This is a genomic window from Enterobacter sp. DN (assembly GCF_046054285.1).
Classification (GTDB): Bacteria; Pseudomonadota; Gammaproteobacteria; order Enterobacterales; family Enterobacteriaceae; genus Enterobacter; species Enterobacter hormaechei_C.
This window is the reverse complement of record NZ_JBJJTG010000002.1, coordinates 272,341-294,959: the sequence shown is the minus strand read 5'-3', so window position 1 is coordinate 294,959 and position 22,619 is coordinate 272,341. Positions and strand designations below refer to the sequence as shown.

The following is a 22,619-nucleotide window of genomic DNA, read 5'->3' as shown; positions in this document are numbered from 1 at the left end:
TAATGGAGGAATACAACGCAGCAACAATTTTTTGTTCACGGCACTCACGTTGGTTAAATACGCATTACGCGAAACGCATCCATGATCTCACGGAAGACATGGGTTATTACGTTACGAATAAATTTATCAGGAAATAAAAATGAAATTTATGAAGCCAAAATATCTGGCGCTCTTTATTGCGGCGGCAACCAGCTCCGCATTTGCAGCAGCGCCAGGGGCACCGACGATCGGCTATGGCAATGACAAATTTGCCCTGGTGGAAGTGGATCAGGCAGCCCAGGATTATAACAATCTTGTCAAAGTGCATAACGATGGCGTGGATGTAAAAGTTGAGTGGAACGTCTGGAGTGGTGATGCGCCAACTTCAGCGAAAGTTCTGCTGGACGGACAAACCGTATGGACCGGCGCAGCCGGCGCGACGGGCTCTGCAACGTTTAAAGTGAAAAAAGGCGGGCGTTATCAGGAGCAGGTTGAAGTCTGTAACGCCAGCGGCTGTGCGAAAAGCGCCAGCAAGCTGATTATTGTGGCAGACACCGACGGTAGCCACCTGCTGCCGCTGAATACGTCTCTCAAAGAGAATAACAAAGCGTTTGCGAAGCATACCGATAAAGTGGTTGCGGCCTACTTCCCGGAGTGGGGCGTTTATGACCGTAACTTCCCGGTTGATAAGATCCCTGCGGCAAACCTCAACCACATTCTTTACGGCTTCATTCCAATTTGTGGCGGTGACGGCATCAACGACGGCCTGAAAACCATTGAAGGCGGCAACAGCTTCCGCGTGCTCCAGAACGACTGTAAGGGCCGACCTGACTATACCGTGGCGATCCACGACCCATGGGCTGCGCTGCAAAAACCACAGGCTGGCGTCTCCGGCTGGGACGACCCGTATAAAGGTAACTTTGGCCTGCTGATGGCGCTGAAAAAAGCGCATCCGGACCTGAAAGTGCTGCCATCTATCGGCGGCTGGACGCTCTCCGATCCCTTCTTCCACATGGGTGACCCGGCTATCCGCGCACGCTTTGTCTCTTCTGTGAAAGAGTTCCTCCAGACCTGGAAATTCTTTGACGGCGTGGATATCGACTGGGAATTCCCTGGCGGCGGCGGTGTGAGCGAAAACCTGGGCAATCCGCAGCAGGATAAAGCGACCTATACCGCGCTGATGCATGACCTGCGCACCATGCTGAACGAGCTGTCTGCACAGACGGGCCGTACCTATGAACTGACCAGCGCCATCGGTGCAGGCCGCGATAAGATCGAAGACGTGGATTACACTGCCGCTCAGCAGTACCTCGACCACATCTTCCTGATGAGCTATGACTTCTACGGCGGCTGGAGCAACACCGTTCTCGGCCACCAGGCGGCGCTGCGCGCGCCAGCATGGCGTCCGGACACTGACTACACCACTGAAAATGGCGTTAACGCGCTGCTTTCCCAGGGCGTACAACCAGGCAAGATCGTGGTGGGTGCGGGAATGTATGGCCGCGGCTGGACCGGCGTGCATGGCTACACCGGTAACAATCCTTTCACCGGCACCGCTACAGGTATGGTGAAAGGGACCTGGGAACCCGGTGTGGTTGACTATCGTCAGATCGTTAACGAATACAAAGGCAAACCAGGCTGGGAATACGGCTACGACGCTGATGCGGAAGCCCCTTACGTCTTCAACAAAACTACCGGCGACCTGATCACGTATGAAGATGCGCGTTCAACCACGGCGAAAGGTAAGTATGTTCTGGCGAATAAACTGGGTGGCCTGTTCGCATGGTCTATCGACTCTGACACCGGTGACATCCTGAACGCGATGAACGAAAGCCTGCTGGGCGGCGACGCTACGCCGGTTGATCCGGTGGTCACCAACCACGCGCCAATCGCGTCCTCTGCCGACCAGAACGTGTCTGGCCCGGTAACCGTCACGCTCGATGGCTCTGCTTCAAGCGATCCTGATGGCGATGCGATTACCTACAAATGGACCCAGGTCTCTGGTCCGTCGGTCACCATCACCAACAGCACCAAAGCGAAAGCGACCTTTAACGTTGCCGCCGCGACGTCCGACCAGACCATGGTGTTCCGCCTGACGGTGACCGATGCAAAAGGCCTGAGCAACGCGATTGATGTCCAGGTGGTGAACAAGGCGCCGAAAGCTAACCAGGCACCGGTTTTAAACCCAATGGAAGCGATCACGCTTGAATCAGGTGAAACCTATGCGCTGCATGCCCAGGCCGCGGATCCAGACGGAGATGCGTTGACCTACGCCTGGAGTGTACCAGCAGATATGCACGCTACCGGGACTGACTCCGCGAACGTGAACATCACTGCGCCGGAAGTGAGCTCGACGTCTACCTACACCCTGAGCGTGGTGGTGAGCGACGGTAAGACCAGCGTGCAGTCTAACGTCCAGGTCACCGTGAATCCGAAAGCGGCGCCTGCACCTGTGCCAAATGACGAAGACACTAACCCGGCTGATGATGTGACTCCACCGTCTGACAAAGGGAGCTGCGATGCACCTGTGGATGCTAACGCCAGCAAATATGCGGCATGGGAATCCAGCAAAATCTACAACGGTGGCGATACCGTAAGCTTCGACCATCTGGTGTGGAAAGCGAAGTACTGGACTCAGGGCAATCAGCCTGGCTTCGGTGTGGATGCATGGGAGTTGGTGAGCAACGTGAAGATGAACTGGCGTTCTGACCTGGTCTACAACGGCGGCGACACCACCACCTATGAAGGAAACGTTTACCGTGCGAAATGGTGGACCCGTGGTGATAATCCAGCCAACAGCGACGTATGGGTAAAAGAAGGCGCATCAACAGACTGCAAATAATCTAACCCATTAATGACTCCCCCTTTTAGAGGGGGAGTGATTCAAAATTCATTTTACAGGATGTTGGTAAGGAGAAATAACCGAAACTGTCAGCAGGTAAAAATGAAAAAGTTGATTTTGTTGTTATTGATAATAAGCCAAAGCGCTCTGGCAAACTGTTGGAATAAAGCGGCGCATTATTATCATGTCGACCCTTATTTACTGTACGCGATAGCGAATGTGGAATCCGGAATGAACCCGTATGCGGTTGGGCAAAACCGCGATGGCACGCGGGATGTCGGGCTGATGCAAATCAACAGTTCGCATTTTACCGCGCTGGAAAGCAGAGGAATCGACGAATACCGGTTAATCACGGAGCCGTGTACCTCGATCATGGTCGGGGCTTCTATCCTTGCCGGGATGATCAGGGTGTATGGCTATAACTGGGAAGCCGTTGGCGCGTATAACGCCGGACTGAAAAAAGAAATTATCCGCAGAGGATGAAATATGCCCATAAGGTCTGGGCCAAATATCAGCAACTGAAATTAGCAGCACGTTATTAACGTTTTTTATTTTTGAAGAATTCCTGAAGGTGTTCTTCGAAAAGTGAAAACAGCTGAATGTGGTTTATGTATTAACGGAGTAATACCTAAGCCGGGATTTTAACATTTAATTTTAAACGAACAGGAAAACTGAAATGAACAAAAGGACGTTACTGAGTGTACTCATTGCGGGAGCCTGCGTGGCGCCACTCATGGCTCAGGCTGCTAACCTGAAGGAGACCAGCAGTGAGCCGTACACCATCAAAGCCAGCGATCTGGCGAAGAAAGAGAAGGAACTGACGGACTTCCCGCTGATGGCTTCGGTTAAAGAGACCATCCAGACGCTGGATAACGCGCAGGTTGAATTGATTGAGCCAGGCCGGGCGGCGAACCCGGACAACGTTAAGCGCGTTGAAGGGATTGTGAAAGCCAGCGACTGGGAATATCTCTTCCCGCTGCGCGCGCAGGCCTATACCTACAGCAACTTCCTGAAAGCCGTGGGTAAATTCCCGGCGCTGTGTAAGACCTACAATGACGGTCGTGACAGCGACGCCATCTGCCGCAAAGAGCTGGCCACCATGTTTGCCCACTTTGCCCAGGAGACCGGCGGCCACGAAAGCTGGCGTCCGGAAGCCGAATGGCGTCAGGCGCTGGTCCACGTACGTGAAATGGGCTGGAGCGAAGGGCAGAAGGGCGGTTATAACGGCGAATGTAACCCGGACGTCTGGCAGGGGCAGACCTGGCCTTGCGGTAAAGATAAAGACGGCGATTTCCTGAGCTACTTCGGTCGTGGTGCGAAACAGTTGTCCTACAATTACAACTACGGTCCATTCTCTGAAGCGATGTACGGTGACGTGCGTACGCTGCTCGACAAACCTGAGCTGGTGGCGGACACCTGGCTGAACCTGGCGAGTGCGATCTTCTTCTTCGCCTATCCGCAGCCGCCAAAACCAAGCATGTTGCAGGTGATCGACGGTACATGGCAGCCGAACGACCACGATAAAGCCAACGGTCTGGTTCCGGGCTTTGGTGTGACCACCCAGATCATCAACGGCGGCGTTGAGTGCGGCGGCCCGACTGAAATTGCGCAGTCTCAAAACCGTATCAAGTACTACAAAGAGTTCGCGAACTACCTGAAAGTGCCTGTTCCGGCGAACGAAGTGTTGGGTTGCGCCAACATGAAGCAGTTCGACGAAGGTGGCGCAGGCACCCTGAAGATTTACTGGGAACAGGACTGGGGATGGAGCGCGGATACTCCGGACGGCAAAACCTACTCTTGCCAGCTGGTGGGTTACCAGACCCCGTTCAGCGCATTTAAAGACGGTGACTACAGCAAGTGCGTGCAGCACTTCTTTAACGTGAAAATTGTTAACGACGAGGGGTCTTCCGAGACCCCGGACGAAACGCCGGTCACGCCAACACCGACGCCATCCGACGATGAAACGCCGGCACCAACCCCAGGGCCGGATGAAACGCCGGTTGTGGTGAACCACGCGCCGGTTGCGCAGATTGCCGGTCCGATCGGTGCAGTGGAAGCGGGTGCGCAGGTTTCTCTGAGCGCCGAAGGCTCTACCGATCCAGATGGTAACACGCTGACGTATACCTGGCGTTCCCAGGATGGTCAGACTGTTACTGGTCAGGACAAAGCGGTTGTGACCTTTACAGCGCCAGAGTCTGCGACGGCGCAGCAGTATGAAGTGAGCCTGACCGTCAGCGATGGCGAACTGAGCAGCACCACGTCTTACCTGCTGAACGTGAAAGCGAAAGCGGCAACGCCATCCGGAGAAGATACGTCTTACCCGGCATGGAGCGCGAACAGCAAGTACAACGCCGGTGATATCGTGAACAACCACGGTAAACTGTTCCAGTGCAAACCGTTCCCGTACAGCGGCTGGTGTAACAATGCGCCGACGTACTATGAACCTGGCGCAGGTCTGGCATGGGCTGAAGCCTGGACGGCATTATAAACAGCAAACGGCAACCCCCAGGGTTGCCGTTTTAGTGTCTGCTCTTTCCCCTCACCCTAACCCTCTCCCCAGGGGGGCGAGGGGACAGTACGGTGCAGTTGTAGGCCCGGTAAGGCGCAGCCGCCACCGGGCAAAAGGCTAACGATGAAGTTTCCCGTGATCCCGTAACCACGCCGCCGTACGCACTATCCCTTCATCCAGCGATACAATCGGTTTATATCCCAGCTCGTTCTCCGCCCGCGAAATATCCAGCGTAAAATCAAAGTTGAGCTTCGATACACCGTAATGCGTCAGCGCAGGCTCTTTCGCCGATTTACTGCCAAAGCGCTCCATGCTGCGGGCAATCATGTCCAGCATCGGGTAAGGAACAGAACGGATCCGGCAGTCGATTTTTAACTCGTCAATCAGCCTTTGCACAATGCTGCGCAGGGTACAGGGTTCGCCGTTGGTGATGTTGTACGCGCGGCCCGACACCAGCTTATCGCATTCCGGCTGGCTCGCCAGCCACATGGCGTGAACGGCATTTTCGTAATAGGTCATGTCCACCAGCGCATCGCCGCCGCGCGGTAACAGCACGCTGCCGTAGTGGTGCATCATCTGGGCCAGTCGCGGGATAAAGACTTTGTCGTGCGGCCCAAACAGGCTCTGCGGACGCAGCACGGTAAAGCGGGTGTGCGGGTTTGACTGGGCCAGCAGGTCGATCACCTCTTCGCCCGCCGCTTTACTGCGGGCAAACTCGCAGGCGAAGCGCGCCGGGCGGAAATCTTCCTGAATATCACGATGGTGGTGATAGTCGAAATAGAGCGACGGGGAGGAGATATGAATAAAGTTACGCACGCCCCAGGCGACGGCCCATTCGCCCAGACGACGCGTGGCGCGCACGTTAGCGAGATCAAAAGCTTCCTGGGTACCCCACGGGGAGGTAAAACTGGAGCAGTGCCACAGCGTATCGATACCGGCGAGCATCACCTTGGCCTGAGAGGAGACCAGCTCCGTCAGATCGGCATGGACAAATTCAGCGCCCATTTTTTGCAGGAGCTTACCCATCGCCTCATTGCGACCGGTGGCCCTCACGCTGATGCCTTTGTTGCGCAGAAACTCGACCGCATTTCGGCCTAAGCCGCTGGTCGCCCCGGTAACCAGTACCTTCATAACAATCCACTGTGTTGAAAAGAATTTCGTGCGCATTCTTTCGTGAATTACGATGTGTTGCAATGGGAAAGGTGAAAGATTAAGAGTTTTATTTAGTTATTTTCCCGCTTTTCTTCTGCCAGTTGCGCAATCCGTTTCGCCATTCCGCGGAAGATAAACAGGTGTGCCGGGATCATCAGCAACCAGTAAAACAGACCCGGCATTCCGTGCGGATGCCACCATGCCCGAACGTCCAGTTCACGATGGTCGCCGTTGTCCTTGAGGGTGAAGCAGAGCCGCCCCAGCCCCGGCGCCTTCATGCCAAACAGCAGCGCCAGCTGTTTTTCCGGCTCAACAATAATCACTTTCCAGCTGTCGACGGTATCGCCCACCTTCAGCCAGGGATGGGCAGGGCGGCCTTTTGCCAGCCGGTGACCGACCAGCAGATCCAGCGCGCCGCGCGTTTGCCACAGAATATTGCCGAAGAAATAGCGCTCTTTGCCGCCGATCTGGTTCACAACTTCCCACAGCGCTGCCAGGCTGGCCGTGGTTTTTACCGTACAGCCCGCCTGTTTCGGATAATAGCCGTACTCGGGCCGCCAGCGGGCAAACGCCTGCGCGTCATAACCCCAGTCGCTGGAGTTCACCAGCTTCTCTTCCTCTTTCAGCGTGTTGCGCACCGCGTCGTCAAAGCGGATGAGTTCCTGGGGAATTAAGGCGCGCAGCGCGCGATCGTCCGCCAGCAGATCGTGCTTCAACCCCTGGATAAGCGCTTTGGCGGTCGTCGGCGGCACGGAGGTGATCACATTCAAAAACCACACCGATATCCAGCGGGTCGGGAAGGGGATGGGGATCAGCCAGCGGTGGCGGCCACTCACCCGCATAAAATGTTCGAACTGCGCCTGATAGCTCAGCACTTCCGGACCTGCCGCCTCCAGCACGCGATGCTGCTCCGCCGGGTGATCCAGCAATGCCACCAGATAATGGAGTAAATTCTCCAGCGCAATGGGCGTGGTGCGCGAGCGTACCCAGCGCGGCGGCGTCAGCACGGGCAGGTTGTAGACCATATCGCGCATCACTTCGAACGCGGCGGAACCCGCGCCGACGATGATCCCTGCCCGCAGTTCGGTAACGGGGATACGGGCGCTCCGCAGCGTTTCTGCCGTCAGCTGTCGGGCGCGTAGATGGTCCGACTGCTCGTGCTCAGGCGCCTGGAGCGAGCTTAAAAAAATCACCTGCTTCACCGGCGTTTGCAGCAGCGCATCACGAACGTTCATCGCCACCTGACGCTCGTGGGCGATAAAATCCCCGCCTTCGCCCATGCTGTGGACAAGGTAGTAAAGCGTATCGACCCCTTCCAGCAGCGCAGGAAGCGCTTTCGGCCAGCTAAGGTCAACGTTGTGACACGTCACGCCAGGCAAATGTAGCTTTTGCAGGCGTTCCGTGTTGCGTGCCGCTGCCAGCACCTGGTGCCCCTGCTGGCTTAACGCAGTGGTCAGATGCTGACCGATATACCCGCTGGCGCCGAGCACCAGAATACGTTGCGGCACGGTATGCTCCTTAACGCTGTAAAAATGCCTGCCAGTGATCCACCACCTCGGTCAACTGCTCGCGGTTAACGTCAAGATGCATCACCAGACGCACGACAGGGGAGGCGTTAATCAGCACGCCTCGGGCTTTCATAAAGTCGCCCAGCGCGGCAGCATGCTCATCGCCGACGCGGACAAACAGCATGTTGGTGTCGTGACGCATGACATCAGCGCCGATTTCACGCAGCTGCGCTGCCATCCACGCCGCATTGTCGTGATCGTCTTTCAGGCGTGACACGTTATTTTTCAGGGCGTACAGTCCGGCAGCCGCCAGAATACCCGCCTGACGCATCCCGCCGCCGGTCATTTTGCGCCAGCGGTTGGCGCGCCTGATGTAGTCCGCGCTGCCAACCAGCAGAGAACCTACCGGCGTACCCAGCCCTTTAGAGAGGCAAATGGTGAACGAGTCGCAATATTGGGTGATCGCTTTCAGCTCGCAGCCGTACTCCACCACGGCGTTGAAGATACGTGCGCCGTCAACGTGCAGGCCGAGCTTACGCTCGCGGGTAAAGTCCCATGCCGCTTTCAGGTATTCGCGCGGCAGGACTTTACCGTTATGGGTGTTTTCGAGGCTCAGCAGTTTAGTGCGGGCGAAGTGAATATCGTCGGCTTTGATTTTCGCCGCGACTTTGTCCAGCGGCAGCGTACCGTCCGGTGCGGCATCGATCGGCTGCGGCTGGATGCTGCCAAGCACCGCCGCACCGCCGGCTTCGTACAGGTAGTTATGCGCCCCCTGGCCGACGATATACTCCTCGCCGCGCTCGCAGTGGCTGAGCAGCGCCACCAGGTTAGCCTGCGTGCCGGTGGGCAGGAACAGGGCAGCCTCTTTACCGCTCAGCTCTGCCGCATAGCGCTGGAGTTCGTTGACCGTCGGGTCATCGCCGTAGACGTCGTCCCCGACCGGGGCGGCCATCATCTCTTCGAGCATGGCGCGGCCCGGACGGGTAACGGTATCACTACGTAAATCAATCATTTCACATCCCTTTAATTTAAGAGGTCTTGTGAAATGTTTTACCTGAGCCAGTTGGTTTTTGCCAGTTCGATCACTTCGTCACCGCGCCCGCTGATGATGGCGCGCAGCATGTAGAGGCTAAAACCTTTGGCCTGTTCCAGCTTGATTTGAGGCGGGATCGCCAGCTCTTCTTTGGCGACCACCACATCCACCAGCACCGGGCCGTCGATGGCGAAGGCGCGTTGCAGGGCGTCGTCCACCTCTGAGGCTTTCTCCACCCGAATACCGGTGATACCGCAGGCTTCGGCGATGCGGGCGAAGTTGGTGTCGTGCAGTTCGGTGCCGTCCGTGAGGTAGCCTCCGGCCTTCATCTCCATCGCCACGAAGCCCAGAACGCTGTTGTTAAAGACCACGATTTTGAGCGGAAGCTTCATCTGCGCCACCGACAGGAAATCCCCCATCAGCATACTGAACCCGCCGTCGCCGCACATCGCCACCACCTGACGTTCCGGTGCCGTCGCCTTTGCGCCCAGCGCCTGCGGCATGGCGTTGGCCATTGAGCCATGGTTGAACGACCCAAGCAGGCGACGTTTGCCGTTCATTTTCAGATAGCGCGCGGCCCAGACGGTGGGCGTTCCTACGTCGCAGGTGAAGATGGCATCGTCGTCGGCGAAGTGGCTGATCTGCTGCGCCAGATACTGCGGGTGGATCGCTTTTTCGCTCGGTTTGGCGAGATCGTCCAGCCCCTTGCGCGCATCGCGATAATCGCTCAGGGCTTTATCGAGGAATTTGCGGTCCGTTTTTTCTTCCAGTAGCGGCAGCAGGGCGGCGAGGGTGGATTTGATATCGCCGATAAGCGCCATATCCACCTTGCTGTGCGCGCCGATGCTGCCGGGATTAATGTCGATCTGGATAATTTTGGCATCCGTCGGGTAGAACGCGCGGTACGGGAACTGGGTGCCGAGCAGGATCAGCGTGTCGGCGTTCATCATGGTGTGGAAGCCGCTGGAAAAACCGATCAGCCCGGTCATGCCGACATCGTACGGGTTATCGTATTCAACGTGCTCTTTCCCGCGCAGGGCGTGCACAACTGGCGCCTTCAGCTTGCCGGCAAATTCCACCAGCTCTTTATGCGCGCCGGCGCAGCCGCTGCCGCACATCAGGGCGATATTGCTGGAGTATCGCAGCAGCTGTGCCAGCTTTTTCAGCTCTTCTTCGGCAGGGGTAATGGTTGGCTGGGGCGCAGAGTACCAGTGGGTGGTGGCGGTTTCAGGTGCGGCCTTCAGCGCCACGTCCCCCGGCAGCACAACCACCGAAACCCCGCGATTCAGGATCGCCTTACGCATGGCTATCGCCAGCACCTGTGGGATCTGCTCCGGCGATGAGACCAGCTCGCAATAGTGGCTGCATTCACGGAACAGCTCCTGCGGATGCGTCTCCTGAAAATAGCCGCTACCGATTTCAGATGACGGAATGTGAGCCGCAATCGCCAGCACCGGAACATGGTTGCGGTGACAGTCGAACAGACCGTTGATGAGGTGCAGGTTTCCCGGTCCGCAGGAACCTGCACAGACGGCGAGTTCACCCGTAAGCTGCGCTTCGGCACCGGCGGCAAAGGCGGCGACTTCTTCATGGCGGGTGGGCATCCACTCAATAGTTTTCATCTTGTTAAGGCTATCGCTGAGTCCGTTCAGAGAATCGCCAGTGACGCCCCAGATACGCTTTACGCCAGCCTGCTCAAGGGTTTTCGCTATGTATGCAGCCACAGTTTGTTTCATGGTTGTCCGTCTCCTTTTTGTGATATAGCTTACAAGCTTAGAAGAAAGTCGCTGTATTGCCTGCTCGGTATTCCTTAAGTACAGGTGGTTTTTCTGCGCGACGCGCCTGGCAAAGTCAAACAAATAACGGGCTGCCGCACAGGCAGTAGGCACAATGTAGGCCTAGTGCCACCCGGCAAAAAGCCCGGTGGCGCTGACGCTTACCGGGCCTACAGGAGTTACAAAGGCAAATGAGCTGGCCTGCACGGACAAAAAAGCCCGGTGGCGCTGGTGCTTACCGGGCCTACAGGTGAACCACGACAGATTATGCGAGCACAAGATCGCCCTGCGGATGGCACGAACATGCCAGCACATAGCCTTCTGCGATTTCTGCGTCGGTCAGCGTCATGGTGCTGGTGACCGTGTACTCACCGGAAACCACTTTGGTCTTGCAACATCCGCACACCCCGGCGCGACAGGCCGCTGCCACCGGTACGTTGTTGCTTTCCAGCGCTTCAAGCAGCGTGGTGCCCACGCGGCCAAAGAAGGTCTGCGCCGGTTGCAGCTTCGTGAACTTCATCCCGCTAGTCGCCGCTTCCGCTACAGGCGTGAAGAACTGCTCTTTGAAGAAGCGGGTCACGCCGAGCGCTTTCACTTCTTTCTCCACGATCTCCATGTACGGCGCCGGGCCGCAGGTCATCACGATGCGGTTCGCAATATCCGGCACGCTTTGCAGCAGCTCGCGGCTCAGGCGCCCCGCGACAAAACCGTGCGTCGCGTTGTGCTCGGCCACCAGCGTCACCGGATAGTTGCGCCATTCTTCGGCAAAAATCACATCTTCCGGGGAACGAACGCTGAAAATCACCTGCACGTTGGCCTGAGGTCGGTATTTCGCCAGCCAGCGACGCATCGACATAATCGGCGTCACGCCACAACCCGCCGCCAGCAGCAGGAATTTATCTTCCGTCTTGTCGTCACAGGTAAACTCGCCCTGCGCGTCAGACAGCCAGATGTAATCCCCGCGCTTCACGTCCCGGGTCAGCCACTCGGATCCTGCGCCGTCATCAATACGACGAACGGTGAGCGTAATGTACTCGCTCACGCCCGGCGTGGAGGAGATCGTGTAGGCGCGCAGAGTATCCGCCGAATTACGCACGCTCACCAGCGCATACTGGCCCGCGCGGTACGGGTAATAGTCATGGCACAGCAGCGACAGCGTCCACACATCCGGCGTCTCCTGATGGATGTGATGAACCTGCATCCGCCACGGGCATTGTGAGGTTGGCATGGTCATGAATCTCTCCTTACGCGCTCAGCAGCTGCTTCATATCGTCTTCTACATTTGTTACTGAACGCAGACCGAATTTCTCGTTCAGCACCGCCAGCAGGTCTGGCGTCAGGAAGCCTGGCGCGGTCGGGCCGGTCACGATATTGGTGACGCCGAGAGAGAGCAGGGTCAGCAGGATGACAATCGCTTTCTGTTCAAACCAGGAGAGCACCAGCGACAGCGGCAGATCGTTCACGCCGCAGCCCAGTTTCTCCGCCAGCGTGACCGCCAGAATGATGGCTGAATACGCATCGTTACACTGACCCGCATCCACCAGGCGCGGCAGACCTTCGATGTTGCCGAAATCCAGCTTGTTGAAACGGTACTTACCGCACGCCAGGGTCAGGATCAGACAGTCTTCCGGTACGCGGGTGGCGAAATCGGTGAAGTAGTTACGCTCACCGCGCGCGCCGTCACAGCCGCCGATCAGGAAGATGTGGCGCAGTTTTTCACGGCTGACGAGGTCAATCAGGGAATCCGCCGCACCCAGCAGAGTTTCACGACCAAAACCGACGGTGATCAGGTGCGGAATTTCGCTGTACGGGAAGCCTGCCATCTGCTGCGCCTGAGCGATAACCGGACCGAAATCGTCGCCTTCAAGGTGGCTCACGCCCGGCCAGCCGACGATGCTGCGGGTCCAGATACGGTCGTCATACGCGCCGACGGTCGGGTCGATGATGCAGTTAGAGGTCATGACGATTGGGCCAGGGAAGCGGGCGAACTCCACCTGCTGGTTCTGCCAGCCGCTGCCGTAGTTACCGATCAGATGTTTAAATTTACGCAGCTCCGGGTAACCGTGCGCAGGCAGCATTTCGCCGTGGGTATAAACGTTAACGCCGGTGCCTTCGGTCTGCTTCAGCAGGTTGTAGAGATCTTTCAGGTCATGACCGGAGATCAGAATGCATTTGCCTTCGGTTGCTTTGACGTTGACCTGCGTTGGCGTTGGGTGGCCGTAGGTGCTGGTTTCACCGGCATCCAGAATGCTCATCACTTTGAAGTTCATCTGGCCGATTTCCATCGAGCATTCCAGCAGGGCGTTCATATCGGAAGGCCAGGTGCCCAGCCAGGCCATGATTTTGTGGTACTGGGCGTAAATAGCGTTGTCGTACTGGCCGAGTACGTGCGCGTGTTCCATATAGGCCGCAGCACCTTTCAGACCGTACAGGCACAGCAGGCGCAGGCCGAGGATGTTTTCGCCAATCGCTGCTTTGTCTTTATTGGGAGTAAATTCTGCGGCCTGACGCTGTAGCTCGCCCAGGTCGTCGCTCACCAGCTGTAGCTCCGCCATCGGGTTGTCCACGCGGGCGCTGGCGTCGGCATTCAGGCACTGCGCTTTCAGGGATTCACGCAGGGCAATCGCTTCGCGGGCATAGCTCACAATGCGTGGAGAATCGAAGTTAACGTTGGTCAGCGTGGAGAAAAATGCGCGCGGCGCAAAGCTGTCGACATAGTGATCAACAATGCCATATTCACGGGCTTTGAAGGCCCAGGCGGACAAGCCTTGCAGCGCCGCAATCAGCAGATCCTGGAGATCGGACGTTTCTGCGGTTTTGCCGCACATACCCTGCGCGTAAGAGCAGCCGTTGCCTGCTGGGGTACGGATGGTTTGTTCACATTGCACACAAAACATAATCACACCTGTTAAAGTTATATTTGAGATACATGTTTAAGGTTATGCCTGTGCCACAGCAGAGAAAAGTGCTTTCTTATACTAAGTGGAGGGTTATTGATTTAGCGCAATTTTGGCGGCAGGTTCACTACCGCCAAAGCAGTATCAGGCTGAGAAGAACGCCATCAGAATGGGTACCAGGAGGCTCAGAATAAAGCCGTGTACGATGGCGGCAGGAACCATCTCCAGCCCTCCCGAGCGCTGTAACACCGGCAGGGTAAAGTCCATTGAGGTGGCCCCGCACAGGCCCAGCGCAGTAGAGCGGCTGCGGCGTACCAGGCCGGGGATCAGCATGATGGCTATCAGCTCGCGCGCCAGATCGTTAAAGAAGGCTGCGCTGCCGATTACCGGACCAAACGATTCGGTCAGCAGAATACCGGAGAGCGAATACCAGCCGAAACCGGACGCCATCGCCAGGCTGGTTTTCAGCGGCAGATCGAGAATAAAGGCGTTAATCACTCCCCCCGCCAGTGAGCTGGCCACAACGATAACGGCAACCATCATGCCCCGGCGGTTAAGGACAATCTGTTTCAGCGTCATGCCATTATTTCGCAGCTGAATACCAATCAGGAAGAGCAGGAAAATAAGCGTATATTCGCTGGCTTCCGTTGCGTGCTGTAAAAATGCCCAGCCGGTCAGCCCCAGTATAAAACCGAGTACCACCACGCCGCACAGTTTTAATGATTCCAGCGCCATCGCAATACGGGAGGGAAGCTTTTCCTGATGGTGGTGATTTTTCCAGGGAATAGTGCGTTCCAGCCAGAACAGCGCAGCAATATTGCACAGCAGAATAACCACTACCGTAACCGCAGAATAATGCAGGATGGAAAGCAAGTTCGTCGCCAGATTATCCAGGAAGGCCAGGCTGATCCCCATAAAGAACAGAATGACGTAAACAATCCAGCTGAGAAAACGATTAATAAGCTTTAAGGCCGATTCATGACGCAGCGGAATAAGGTAGCCCACAATCAGGGGCAGAAGAATGATGAGGAGTCCTGAGAACATGAACAGCCGGTCCTTTTGAGTTTTCGTTAAGCGCCAGAGACACTACCCAATAAAGGCTGTGAGGTAAAGCTACAAAAAAAGCCGGGTGGCGGCTACGCCTTACCCGGCTTGTCTATTTGGGGTGGTGCGGCCTGATGCCCTCACCCCGGCCCTCTCCCACAGGGAGAGGGGGAAAACCATTAATCGTGTTTTTCCAGCAGGGTGCGATACAGCACGCCGCCCAGAATACCGCCGATAATAGGCATCACCCAGAACAGCCACAGCTGTTCAAGCGCCCAGCCGCCCTGGAAAATAGCCACCGCGGTGCTGCGCGCCGGGTTAACGGAGGTGTTGGTCACCGGAATGGAGATGAGGTGGATCAGCGTCAACGCCAGACCAATAGCGATGGGGGCAAAGCCCGCAGGCGCGTATTTGTCCGTTGCGCCGTGGATCACCAACAGGAAGCCTGCGGTGAGCACAATTTCAATCACGATGGCAGACAGCATCGAGTAGCCGCCTGGAGAGTGTTCGCCGAAGCCGTTCGACGCAAATCCGCTGGCCGCGGCGTCAAACCCGGCTTTTCCGCTGGCAATTACGTACAGCACCGCCGCGGCAATAATACCGCCAATAACCTGGGCAATAATATAGCCAATAATATCTTTCGCCGGGAAACGTCCGCCCGCCCATAATCCTAATGTGACGGCCGGGTTGAAATGACCGCCGGAAATATGCCCCACGGCGAATGCCATGGTTAATACAGTTAAACCGAATGCCAGCGCGACGCCGACAAAGCCAATACCTAATTCCGGAAATGCGGCTGCCAGTACTGCGCTACCGCAGCCACCAAACACCAGCCAGAATGTACCAAAACATTCTGCCGCTAATTTTCTGAACATAACCACCTCAATAATAAACGTCCGCGCCCATTCCTGCGCGCGGGTTATATCGCCATAAAGGGATGACGACTCAAAGAGCCAGTATTTTGAAACCATCAACATCCCTTCGCCACTCAAATAAATTCACTAAATTTGATTTAAGGCAATGTGATGTCAATCCTTGTTCAGATCGGAGGTAATAAGAGCATAGCCCAATAATTAAGGGGGCGTATATTCTGCTGTCGTGACCCGCAGCCTGCCGCTATACTGCTGATAACTTGAAGGAAAAAGTGGCCGAATTGCGGGGGATGTATGCTACTCGAACGTGTGGAGATTGTCGGGTTTCGCGGGATTAACCGCCTGTCGCTACAACTGGAACAGAACAACGTCCTGATAGGCGAAAACGCCTGGGGTAAATCCAGCCTGCTAGATGCCCTGACGCTGCTGCTTTCGCCCGAAGAGAACTTGTACCACTTCGTTCATGATGACTTCTGGTTTCCGCCAGGGGATGTCAACGGACGCGAGAAACACCTGCATATCATTCTGACCTTCCGCGAATCCGAGCCCGGTCGCCATCGCGTGCGTCGTTTTCGCCCTATGTCGCCCTGCTGGGTGCCCTGTGAAGATGGTTTCCAGCGTATTTTCTATCGCCTTGAGGGCGAAATGGCGCAAAACGACGGGGTGTTAACCCTGCGTGAATTTCTTGATGAGAAGGGAAATCCGATCCCGCTCGATAATATTGACGAGCTTGCCCGCCATCTTATCCGCCTCTCCCCCGTGCTGCGCTTACGAGACGCGCGCTTTATGCGGCGGATCCGTAACGGCACCGTGCCGAATATGCCCGAGGTGGAGGTGACCGCCCGCGAACTGGATTTCCTCGCCCGTGAACTGGTCTCACGGCCGCAGAACCTCACCGACGGCCAGATCCGTCAGGGACTGTCTGCCATGGTGCAACTGCTGGAGCACTATTTCTCCGAGCAGGGAACGGGGCAGGCGCGCCACCGTCTGATGCGTCGCCGCTCGCACGATGAACAACGAAGCTGGCGCTATCTCGATATTATCAACCGCATGATCGACCGCCCCGGCGGGCGCACGCATCGGGTGATCCTGCTGGGATTATTCTCCACGCTTTTACAGGCGAAAGGGACGGTGCGCCTGGATCGGGACGCGCGCCCGCTGCTGCTGGTGGAAGATCCGGAAACGCGGCTGCACCCGATTATGCTTTCCGTGGCGTGGCATCTTCTTAATTTGCTGCCGTTGCAGCGAGTCACCACCACGAATTCCGGAGAGCTGCTCTCTCTGACGCCGGTGGAGTATGTCTGCCGCCTGGTGCGTGAATCCTCGCGGGTCACCGCCTACCGGCTCGGGCCCGGCGGGTTAAATGCCGAAGATGGCCGACGAATTGCGTTTCATATCCGTTTTAACCGTGCCTCTTCCCTGTTTGCCCGCTGCTGGTTGCTGGTGGAAGGGGAAACGGAAACCTGGGTGATAAACGAGCTGGCTCGCCAGTGCGGACACCACTTTGATGCCGAAGGGATCAAAGTGATCGAATTTGCTCAGTCTGGCTTAAAACCGCTGATCAAATTTGCGCGCCGGATGGGGATAGAGTGGCACGTACTGGTGGATGGCGATGAGGCAGGTAAAAAATATGCGGCGACCGTGCGCAGCCTGCTCAATAACGATCGTGAAGAGGAGCGGGAACATCTGACCGCGCTGCCTGCGATGGACATGGAGCACTTTATGTACCGCCAGGGATTTGACGACGTCTTTCACCGCGTGGCGATGATCCCGGTAGATGTGCCCATGAATATGCGCCGGGTGATTGCCAAAGCTATCCATCGGTCGTCAAAACCGGATTTGGCCATTGAAGTTGCGACGGAAGCGGGCAGGCGAGGCGTGGAGTCGGTGCCCACGCTGCTGCGTAAAATGTTCTCCCGCGTCCTCTGGCTGGCTCGCGGGAGGGCCGATTAACGGGCAGTCGCCTGCGAAACCTGTTGGATCAGGCTATCAAGCAGGGCATAGCGGCGGCGGTATTCGGACCGTTTTTTACTCGCAATCTCTTCCATCGGTTTGCGTGGCATGGTCAGTGGCAGGGCAAAGTTGCCGTTATCCTGCTGCTGTCCGCCAAGGGAGCGCCAGAAGCTGTCATAGTCAGCCAGCAATTTTCCCTCTTTTTTCTTGCGATAGCGCCAGCTGCGGTAGATGTGGGTGGCGTTACTCACCGCGAGGATCTGCTCGACCGGGAAGGCGCCTGCCAGCGTCATGACCGCTTCAACCAGCAGACGTTTTGGGAACAGTCCGTGACAGGCTTTGGTCGCCAGCTGAATGTGCTCGTGCGGGACATGCGCTTTCGCCCCCTGCATTCCGCCGATGAAGAGCGTTGGCTTGCCCTGGTATGTGCACAGCGTAAAGGTCAGCTCGGCCAGCACCGTGTTCTGGTGGTCGCAAAAAGTGAGGGTCGCTTCCCCTTCTTTGTCCAGAAACGCATCCGCGCTCAGGCGAACGCTAAACTGCTGCTCCTCTTTGCCCGTTAACGTCACCAGCGTGATGCCCTGGCTGGAGAGGTAGCCGTTCAGCAGCGACGCCGGAAGATGGCGGCTCATCATCTCATAGTGATCGTTCAGTGCGTCCAGCGTAGTCTGGCGGCCCATATTGACGGTCAGCCACGGCCGGTGCAGGCGGCACGGCAGGCCGGGCTGCACGCGCAGGATCTGCATCAGACGGGGCTGTTTTGCAAGGTTTCCAAGCAGGCGCGCAGTGGTGAACGGCGTTGCCAGCGAGCGCAACATAAACTTACGTCGATAGGCCGGATTTTGCCACGCCAGCCCCGGCGTGAGGGAACCCGATGCCAGGCTTTTAAACAGTTGCCAGCCCGATTTAGGCTGGGGCAGCGTTGAATAAGGTGTATCGACGATGGAATACATGTTAGATCCTGCTTCTGGTGGAATATCGCTATTTCAGCAGGCGCTTTATCAACATCGGGTAAACAATTCCCGACGATTACGGGGATCGGGGGTTTCGTTGAGGAGTGGTTTAGATAAAATCAACGGTGATGATAGCCAGAACAATTATTTGGAATATTTATGAACCTGAAGGGAAAACGCAGAAAGCTGTTTCTGCTGCTGGCGGTAGTGGTGTTAGCGGGCGGATTCTGGTTATGGAAGGTACTGAACGCGCCGGTACCACAGTATCAAACGCTGATTGTTCGTCCGGGCGAGCTGCAACAAAACGTGCTGGCGACGGGGAAACTGGATGCCCTGCGTAAGGTTGACGTGGGCGCGCAGGTCAGCGGTCAGCTTAAAACCCTGTCAGTTGAGATTGGCGATAAGGTTAAAAAAGGCCAGCTGCTGGGCGTGATCGATCCTGAGCAGGCGCAAAACCAAATCCGCGAAGTGGAAGCGACGCTGATGGAGCTGCGCGCGCAGCGCGCGCAGGCTCAGGCGGAGCGTAATCTCGCTCAGGTCACCCTGACGCGCCAGCAGGCGCTGGCGAAAACGCAGGCTATCTCGAAACAGGATCTGGACACAGCCGCCACGGAGCTGGCGGTGAAGCAGGCGCAGATTGGCACCATCGATGCGCAAATCAAACGGAATCAGGCCTCGCTGGATACGGCGAAAACCAACCTCGATTACACGCAAATCGTTGCGCCAATGGCCGGGGAAGTGACGCAGATAACCACCCTGCAAGGCCAGACGGTCATCGCCGCGCAGCAGGCGCCAAACATCCTGACCCTGGCGGATATGAGCACCATGCTGGTGAAAGCCCAGGTATCCGAAGCGGACGTCATTCACCTTAAGCCGGGGCAGAAAGCCTGGTTTACGGTGCTGGGCGATCCGCAAACCCGCTATGAAGGGGTGCTGAAAGATATCCTGCCGACGCCGGAGAAGGTCAACGACGCCATCTTCTACTATGCGCGTTTTGAGGTGCCAAACCCGCAGGGCGTTCTGCGTCTGGACATGACCGCCCAGGTGCATATCCAGCTGACCGGCGTGAAAAACGTGCTGACGGTTCCGCTCTCCGCGCTGGGTGAATCCGCCGGGGACAATCGCTACAAGGTGAAAGTGCTGCGCAACGGCGAAACCCGCGAGCGGGAAGTGGTGATTGGCGCACGTAACGACACCGATGTGGTGGTGGTAAAAGGGCTGGAAGAGGGTGAGGAAGTGGTCACCAGCGAAACCCTGCCCGGAGCCGCGCAATGACGGCGCTGCTTGAGCTGAATGACATTCGTCGCAGCTATCCGTCCGGCGACGGGCCGGTGGAGGTGCTGAAGGGCATCTCCCTGCGCGTTGAAGCCGGTGAAATGGTGGCGATTGTCGGGGCGTCGGGCTCGGGTAAATCAACGCTGATGAACATTCTTGGCTGTCTGGATAAGCCCACCAGCGGCACCTATCGCGTGGCCGGGACGGATGTTTCCACCCTGGACGGCGACGCGCTGGCGAAGCTGCGTCGCGAGCATTTTGGCTTTATTTTTCAGCGTTACCATCTGCTTTCACACCTGAGCGCGGCGCAGAACGTGGAGGTGCCGGCGGTGTATGCGGGCGTCGAGCGCAAAAAACGCCTTGAACGCGCGAAGGCGCTGTTAACGCGTCTTGGGCTGGCGGAGCGTGTTGATTATCAGCCTTCGCAGCTTTCCGGCGGTCAGCAGCAGCGCGTGAGTATTGCCCGTGCGCTGATGAACGGCGGACAGGTGATCCTCGCTGATGAGCCAACCGGTGCGCTCGACAGCCATTCCGGTGAAGAGGTGATGGCGATCCTGCATCAGCTGCGCGATCAGGGGCATACGGTGATTATTGTCACCCACGATCCGCAGGTGGCAGCGCAGGCGGAACGCATCATTGAGATCCACGACGGCGAGCTGGTCAGCAACCCGCCGCCACGTCAGTCCAGAGCGGCGGCGCCGAAAGAAGCCTTACCTGCGTCCACCGGCTGGGGACAGTTCTCCAGCGGCTTTCGTGAAGCGCTGACCATGGCCTGGCTGGCGATGGCGGCCAACAAAATGCGCACCCTGCTGACCATGCTCGGCATCATTATCGGTATTGCCTCGGTGGTGTCGATTGTGGTTGTGGGCGATGCGGCGAAACAGCTGGTGCTGGCGGATATTCGCGCCATCGGGACTAACACCATCGACGTTTACCCCGGCAAAGATTTTGGCGACGACGAGCCGCAGTATCAGCAGGCGCTGAAATACGACGATCTGGCGGCTATTCAGAAGCAGCCGTGGGTGAACTCCGCCACGCCTGCCGTGTCGCAAAACCTTCGTCTGCGCTACGGCAACATCGACGTGGCGGCCAGCGCTAACGGCGTCAGCGGAGATTACTTCAACGTCTACGGCATGACCTTCAGCGAAGGGGCGACCTTCAACGCGGAACAGCTGGCGGGCAGGGCGCAGGTGGTGGTGTTAGACGCTAACTCGCGCAGACAGCTTTTCCCCAATAAAACCCGTGTGGTGGGGGAAGTGATCCTGGTGGGTAACATGCCCGCCACGGTGATTGGTGTGGCGGAAGAGAAACAGTCCATGTTTGGCAGCAGCAAGATCCTGCGCGTCTGGCTGCCGTACAGCACCATTTCCGGGCGCATTATGGGACAGTCCTGGCTCAACTCCATTACCGTGCGAGTGAAAGAGGGCTACGACAGCGCGCTGGCGGAACAGCAGCTCGAGCGGCTGTTAACGTTGCGCCACGGGAAAAAGGATTTCTTCACCTGGAACATGGACGGCCTCTTGAAAACGGCCGAAAAGACCACACGTACTCTTCAGCTGTTCCTGACGCTGGTGGCGGTGATTTCGCTGGTCGTCGGCGGGATAGGGGTGATGAACATTATGCTGGTGTCGGTGACCGAACGTACGCGGGAGATCGGCATTCGCATGGCGGTCGGGGCCAGAGCCAGCGATGTGCTCCAGCAATTTTTGATTGAAGCGGTGCTGGTGTGTCTGGTGGGAGGCGCAATGGGGATTGCGCTCTCAATGATGATCGCCTTCGCGCTCCAGCTCTTTTTACCGGGGTGGGAGATTGGCTTCTCACCGATGGCGATCCTCACCGCGTTTTTGTGCTCCACCTTTACCGGCATTTTGTTTGGCTGGCTGCCGGCACGAAACGCGGCGCGGCTGGATCCGGTGGATGCGCTGGCGCGGGAATAACCCGAAAATAAAAATGCCAGCCGATCGGGCTGGCATTTTGCCTGCGGGGTGTACACAATGAATCAGAGAGCTATGCAACCGTTTCTGCTTCAACGGGCACGATAAGACTGGCGTGATTGCCTTTTGGCCCCTGGTGTACATCGAACCGGACGGACTGCCCGGCTTTGAGCGTCCTGTAACCATCCATCTGAATGGTGGAATAGTGAGCGAAGATATCCTCGCCGCCGCCTTCGGGGCAAATGAAGCCAAACCCCTTGGCGTTGTTGAACCACTTAACAGTACCCATTTCCATGCTTCGACATCCTTCGTAAATCTTATAAATTAAGATGGAATGAACCGGTGGTGGAGTGGGGGCTGTTCAAAACCTCGCCAACTCACGCTTGTACAATTTAGAGAAACGGAAGAAGCCGTCAAGCGTTTGGCGCTGGAGTTGGGACAATAATCAACCAAAATTTGAGGCAGTTAACGCTATTGCAACAGTTTGTGACAGACATCGCGGATGACAGTAATAGATGATTGTTATCTAACATCTGAGGTAGATTCAAAGTGGTTATGCATAATGGGTAAGACCAACGATTGGCTGGATTTTGACCAGCTGGCGGAAGATAAAGTGCGCGACGCGCTAAAACCGCCATCTATGTATAAAGTTATGTTAATGAACGATGATTACACGCCGATGGAATTTGTTATTGACGTGCTACAAAAGTTCTTTTCTTATGATGTTGAACGTGCAACGCAACTGATGCTTACCGTTCATTATCGTGGCAAAGCGATCTGCGGCATCTTTACTGCCGAGGTTGCGGAAACCAAAGTAGCGATGGTGAACGACTATGCAAGGGAGAACGAGCATCCGTTGCTGTGTACGCTGGAAAAGGCCTGATAAGGCATAA

Annotated in this window: 16 protein-coding genes and 1 pseudogene; 7 read left to right on the top strand and 10 right to left on the bottom strand. The window is 56.7% G+C overall.

Annotated features, from left to right (window positions below):
* Positions 1-139: 139 nt before the first annotated feature.
* The 3 genes and pseudogenes from ACJTMZ_RS05990 (at position 140) to ACJTMZ_RS05980 (ending at position 5,309) form a co-directional block, all read left to right on the top strand.
* Positions 140-2,821, top strand: a complete 2,682-nt coding sequence (locus tag ACJTMZ_RS05990; RefSeq protein ID WP_408626883.1) for a glycosyl hydrolase family 18 protein — start codon at positions 140-142, stop codon at positions 2,819-2,821.
* Between the two features lie 102 nt (positions 2,822-2,923).
* Positions 2,924-3,363 (top strand): annotated as a pseudogene (gene iagB, locus ACJTMZ_RS05985) (type III secretion system invasion protein IagB).
* Between the two features lie 134 nt (positions 3,364-3,497).
* A complete protein-coding gene (locus ACJTMZ_RS05980) occupies positions 3,498-5,309 on the top strand; it encodes a glycoside hydrolase family 19 protein (protein WP_252010852.1) in 1,812 nt (603 codons plus the stop codon).
* Positions 5,310-5,447: 138 nt separating this feature from the next.
* Here the strand turns inward: ACJTMZ_RS05980 and ACJTMZ_RS05975 are convergent, their stop codons facing one another.
* The 8 genes from ACJTMZ_RS05975 to aqpZ form a co-directional block, all read right to left on the bottom strand.
* The gene (locus ACJTMZ_RS05975) at positions 5,448-6,461 is read right to left on the bottom strand and encodes an NAD(P)-dependent oxidoreductase (protein WP_017384852.1); all 1,014 of its coding nucleotides are present in this window, start codon (positions 6,459-6,461) and stop codon (positions 5,448-5,450) included.
* Positions 6,462-6,553: 92 nt separating this feature from the next.
* Positions 6,554-7,990 carry an SDR family oxidoreductase gene (locus ACJTMZ_RS05970; RefSeq protein ID WP_023296207.1) on the bottom strand — a complete coding sequence of 479 codons (1,437 nt, stop codon included), beginning with the start codon at positions 7,988-7,990 and terminating at the stop codon, positions 6,554-6,556.
* Between the two features lie 10 nt (positions 7,991-8,000).
* A complete protein-coding gene (gene ltaE / locus ACJTMZ_RS05965) occupies positions 8,001-9,002 on the bottom strand; it encodes a low-specificity L-threonine aldolase (protein ID WP_252010851.1) in 1,002 nt (333 codons plus the stop codon).
* A 38-nt stretch (positions 9,003-9,040) separates the two neighbouring features.
* Positions 9,041-10,759 carry a ubiquinone-dependent pyruvate dehydrogenase gene (poxB, locus tag ACJTMZ_RS05960; RefSeq protein WP_017693711.1) on the bottom strand — a complete coding sequence of 573 codons (1,719 nt, stop codon included), beginning with the start codon at positions 10,757-10,759 and terminating at the stop codon, positions 9,041-9,043.
* 304 nt (positions 10,760-11,063) lie between these two features.
* Positions 11,064-12,032 carry an NADH oxidoreductase gene (gene hcr, locus ACJTMZ_RS05955; protein ID WP_017693710.1) on the bottom strand — a complete coding sequence of 323 codons (969 nt, stop codon included), beginning with the start codon at positions 12,030-12,032 and terminating at the stop codon, positions 11,064-11,066.
* Positions 12,033-12,042: 10 nt separating this feature from the next.
* On the bottom strand, positions 12,043-13,695 hold the full coding sequence (gene hcp, locus ACJTMZ_RS05950; protein WP_252010850.1) for a hydroxylamine reductase: 1,653 nt from the start codon (positions 13,693-13,695) through the stop codon (positions 12,043-12,045).
* Positions 13,696-13,839: 144 nt separating this feature from the next.
* Positions 13,840-14,739: a LysO family transporter gene (locus ACJTMZ_RS05945; protein ID WP_252010849.1), complete on the bottom strand. Its 900-nt coding sequence runs from the start codon at positions 14,737-14,739 to the stop codon at positions 13,840-13,842.
* A gap of 179 nt (positions 14,740-14,918) precedes the next feature.
* Entirely contained in the window at positions 14,919-15,614 is a 696-nt protein-coding gene (aqpZ, locus tag ACJTMZ_RS05940) for an aquaporin Z (protein ID WP_032103428.1), read from the bottom strand.
* A 291-nt stretch (positions 15,615-15,905) separates the two neighbouring features.
* Between aqpZ and ACJTMZ_RS05935 the strand changes: the two genes are divergently transcribed.
* Positions 15,906-17,564 carry an ATP-dependent endonuclease gene (locus tag ACJTMZ_RS05935; RefSeq protein WP_017693708.1) on the top strand — a complete coding sequence of 553 codons (1,659 nt, stop codon included), beginning with the start codon at positions 15,906-15,908 and terminating at the stop codon, positions 17,562-17,564.
* Here the strand turns inward: ACJTMZ_RS05935 and ACJTMZ_RS05930 are convergent.
* Positions 17,561-18,517 (bottom strand): DUF535 family protein, encoded by a 957-nt coding sequence (locus tag ACJTMZ_RS05930; RefSeq protein ID WP_252010847.1) that lies wholly within the window; start codon positions 18,515-18,517, stop codon positions 17,561-17,563. The genes ACJTMZ_RS05935 and ACJTMZ_RS05930 overlap by 4 nt on opposite strands.
* A 159-nt stretch (positions 18,518-18,676) precedes the next feature.
* Here ACJTMZ_RS05930 and macA point away from each other — a divergent pair, with 159 nt between their 5' ends.
* Both macA and macB read left to right on the top strand, forming a co-directional pair.
* Positions 18,677-19,792 (top strand): macrolide transporter subunit MacA, encoded by a 1,116-nt coding sequence (gene macA / locus ACJTMZ_RS05925; protein WP_017384842.1) that lies wholly within the window; start codon positions 18,677-18,679, stop codon positions 19,790-19,792.
* Positions 19,789-21,729, top strand: coding sequence for a macrolide ABC transporter ATP-binding protein/permease MacB (macB, locus tag ACJTMZ_RS05920; RefSeq protein ID WP_015570984.1), 1,941 nt, complete (start codon positions 19,789-19,791; stop codon positions 21,727-21,729). The genes macA and macB overlap by 4 nt, the downstream gene beginning before the upstream one ends.
* A 70-nt stretch (positions 21,730-21,799) precedes the next feature.
* Here macB and cspD read toward each other — a convergent pair whose 3' ends face one another.
* Positions 21,800-22,021, bottom strand: a complete 222-nt coding sequence (gene cspD / locus ACJTMZ_RS05915; RefSeq protein ID WP_006809408.1) for a cold shock-like protein CspD — start codon at positions 22,019-22,021, stop codon at positions 21,800-21,802.
* Between the two features lie 267 nt (positions 22,022-22,288).
* Between cspD and clpS the strand changes: the two genes are divergently transcribed.
* The gene (gene clpS, locus ACJTMZ_RS05910) at positions 22,289-22,609 is read left to right on the top strand and encodes an ATP-dependent Clp protease adapter ClpS (protein ID WP_006174393.1); all 321 of its coding nucleotides are present in this window, start codon (positions 22,289-22,291) and stop codon (positions 22,607-22,609) included.
* The last annotated feature ends 10 nt before the right edge of the window (positions 22,610-22,619 follow it).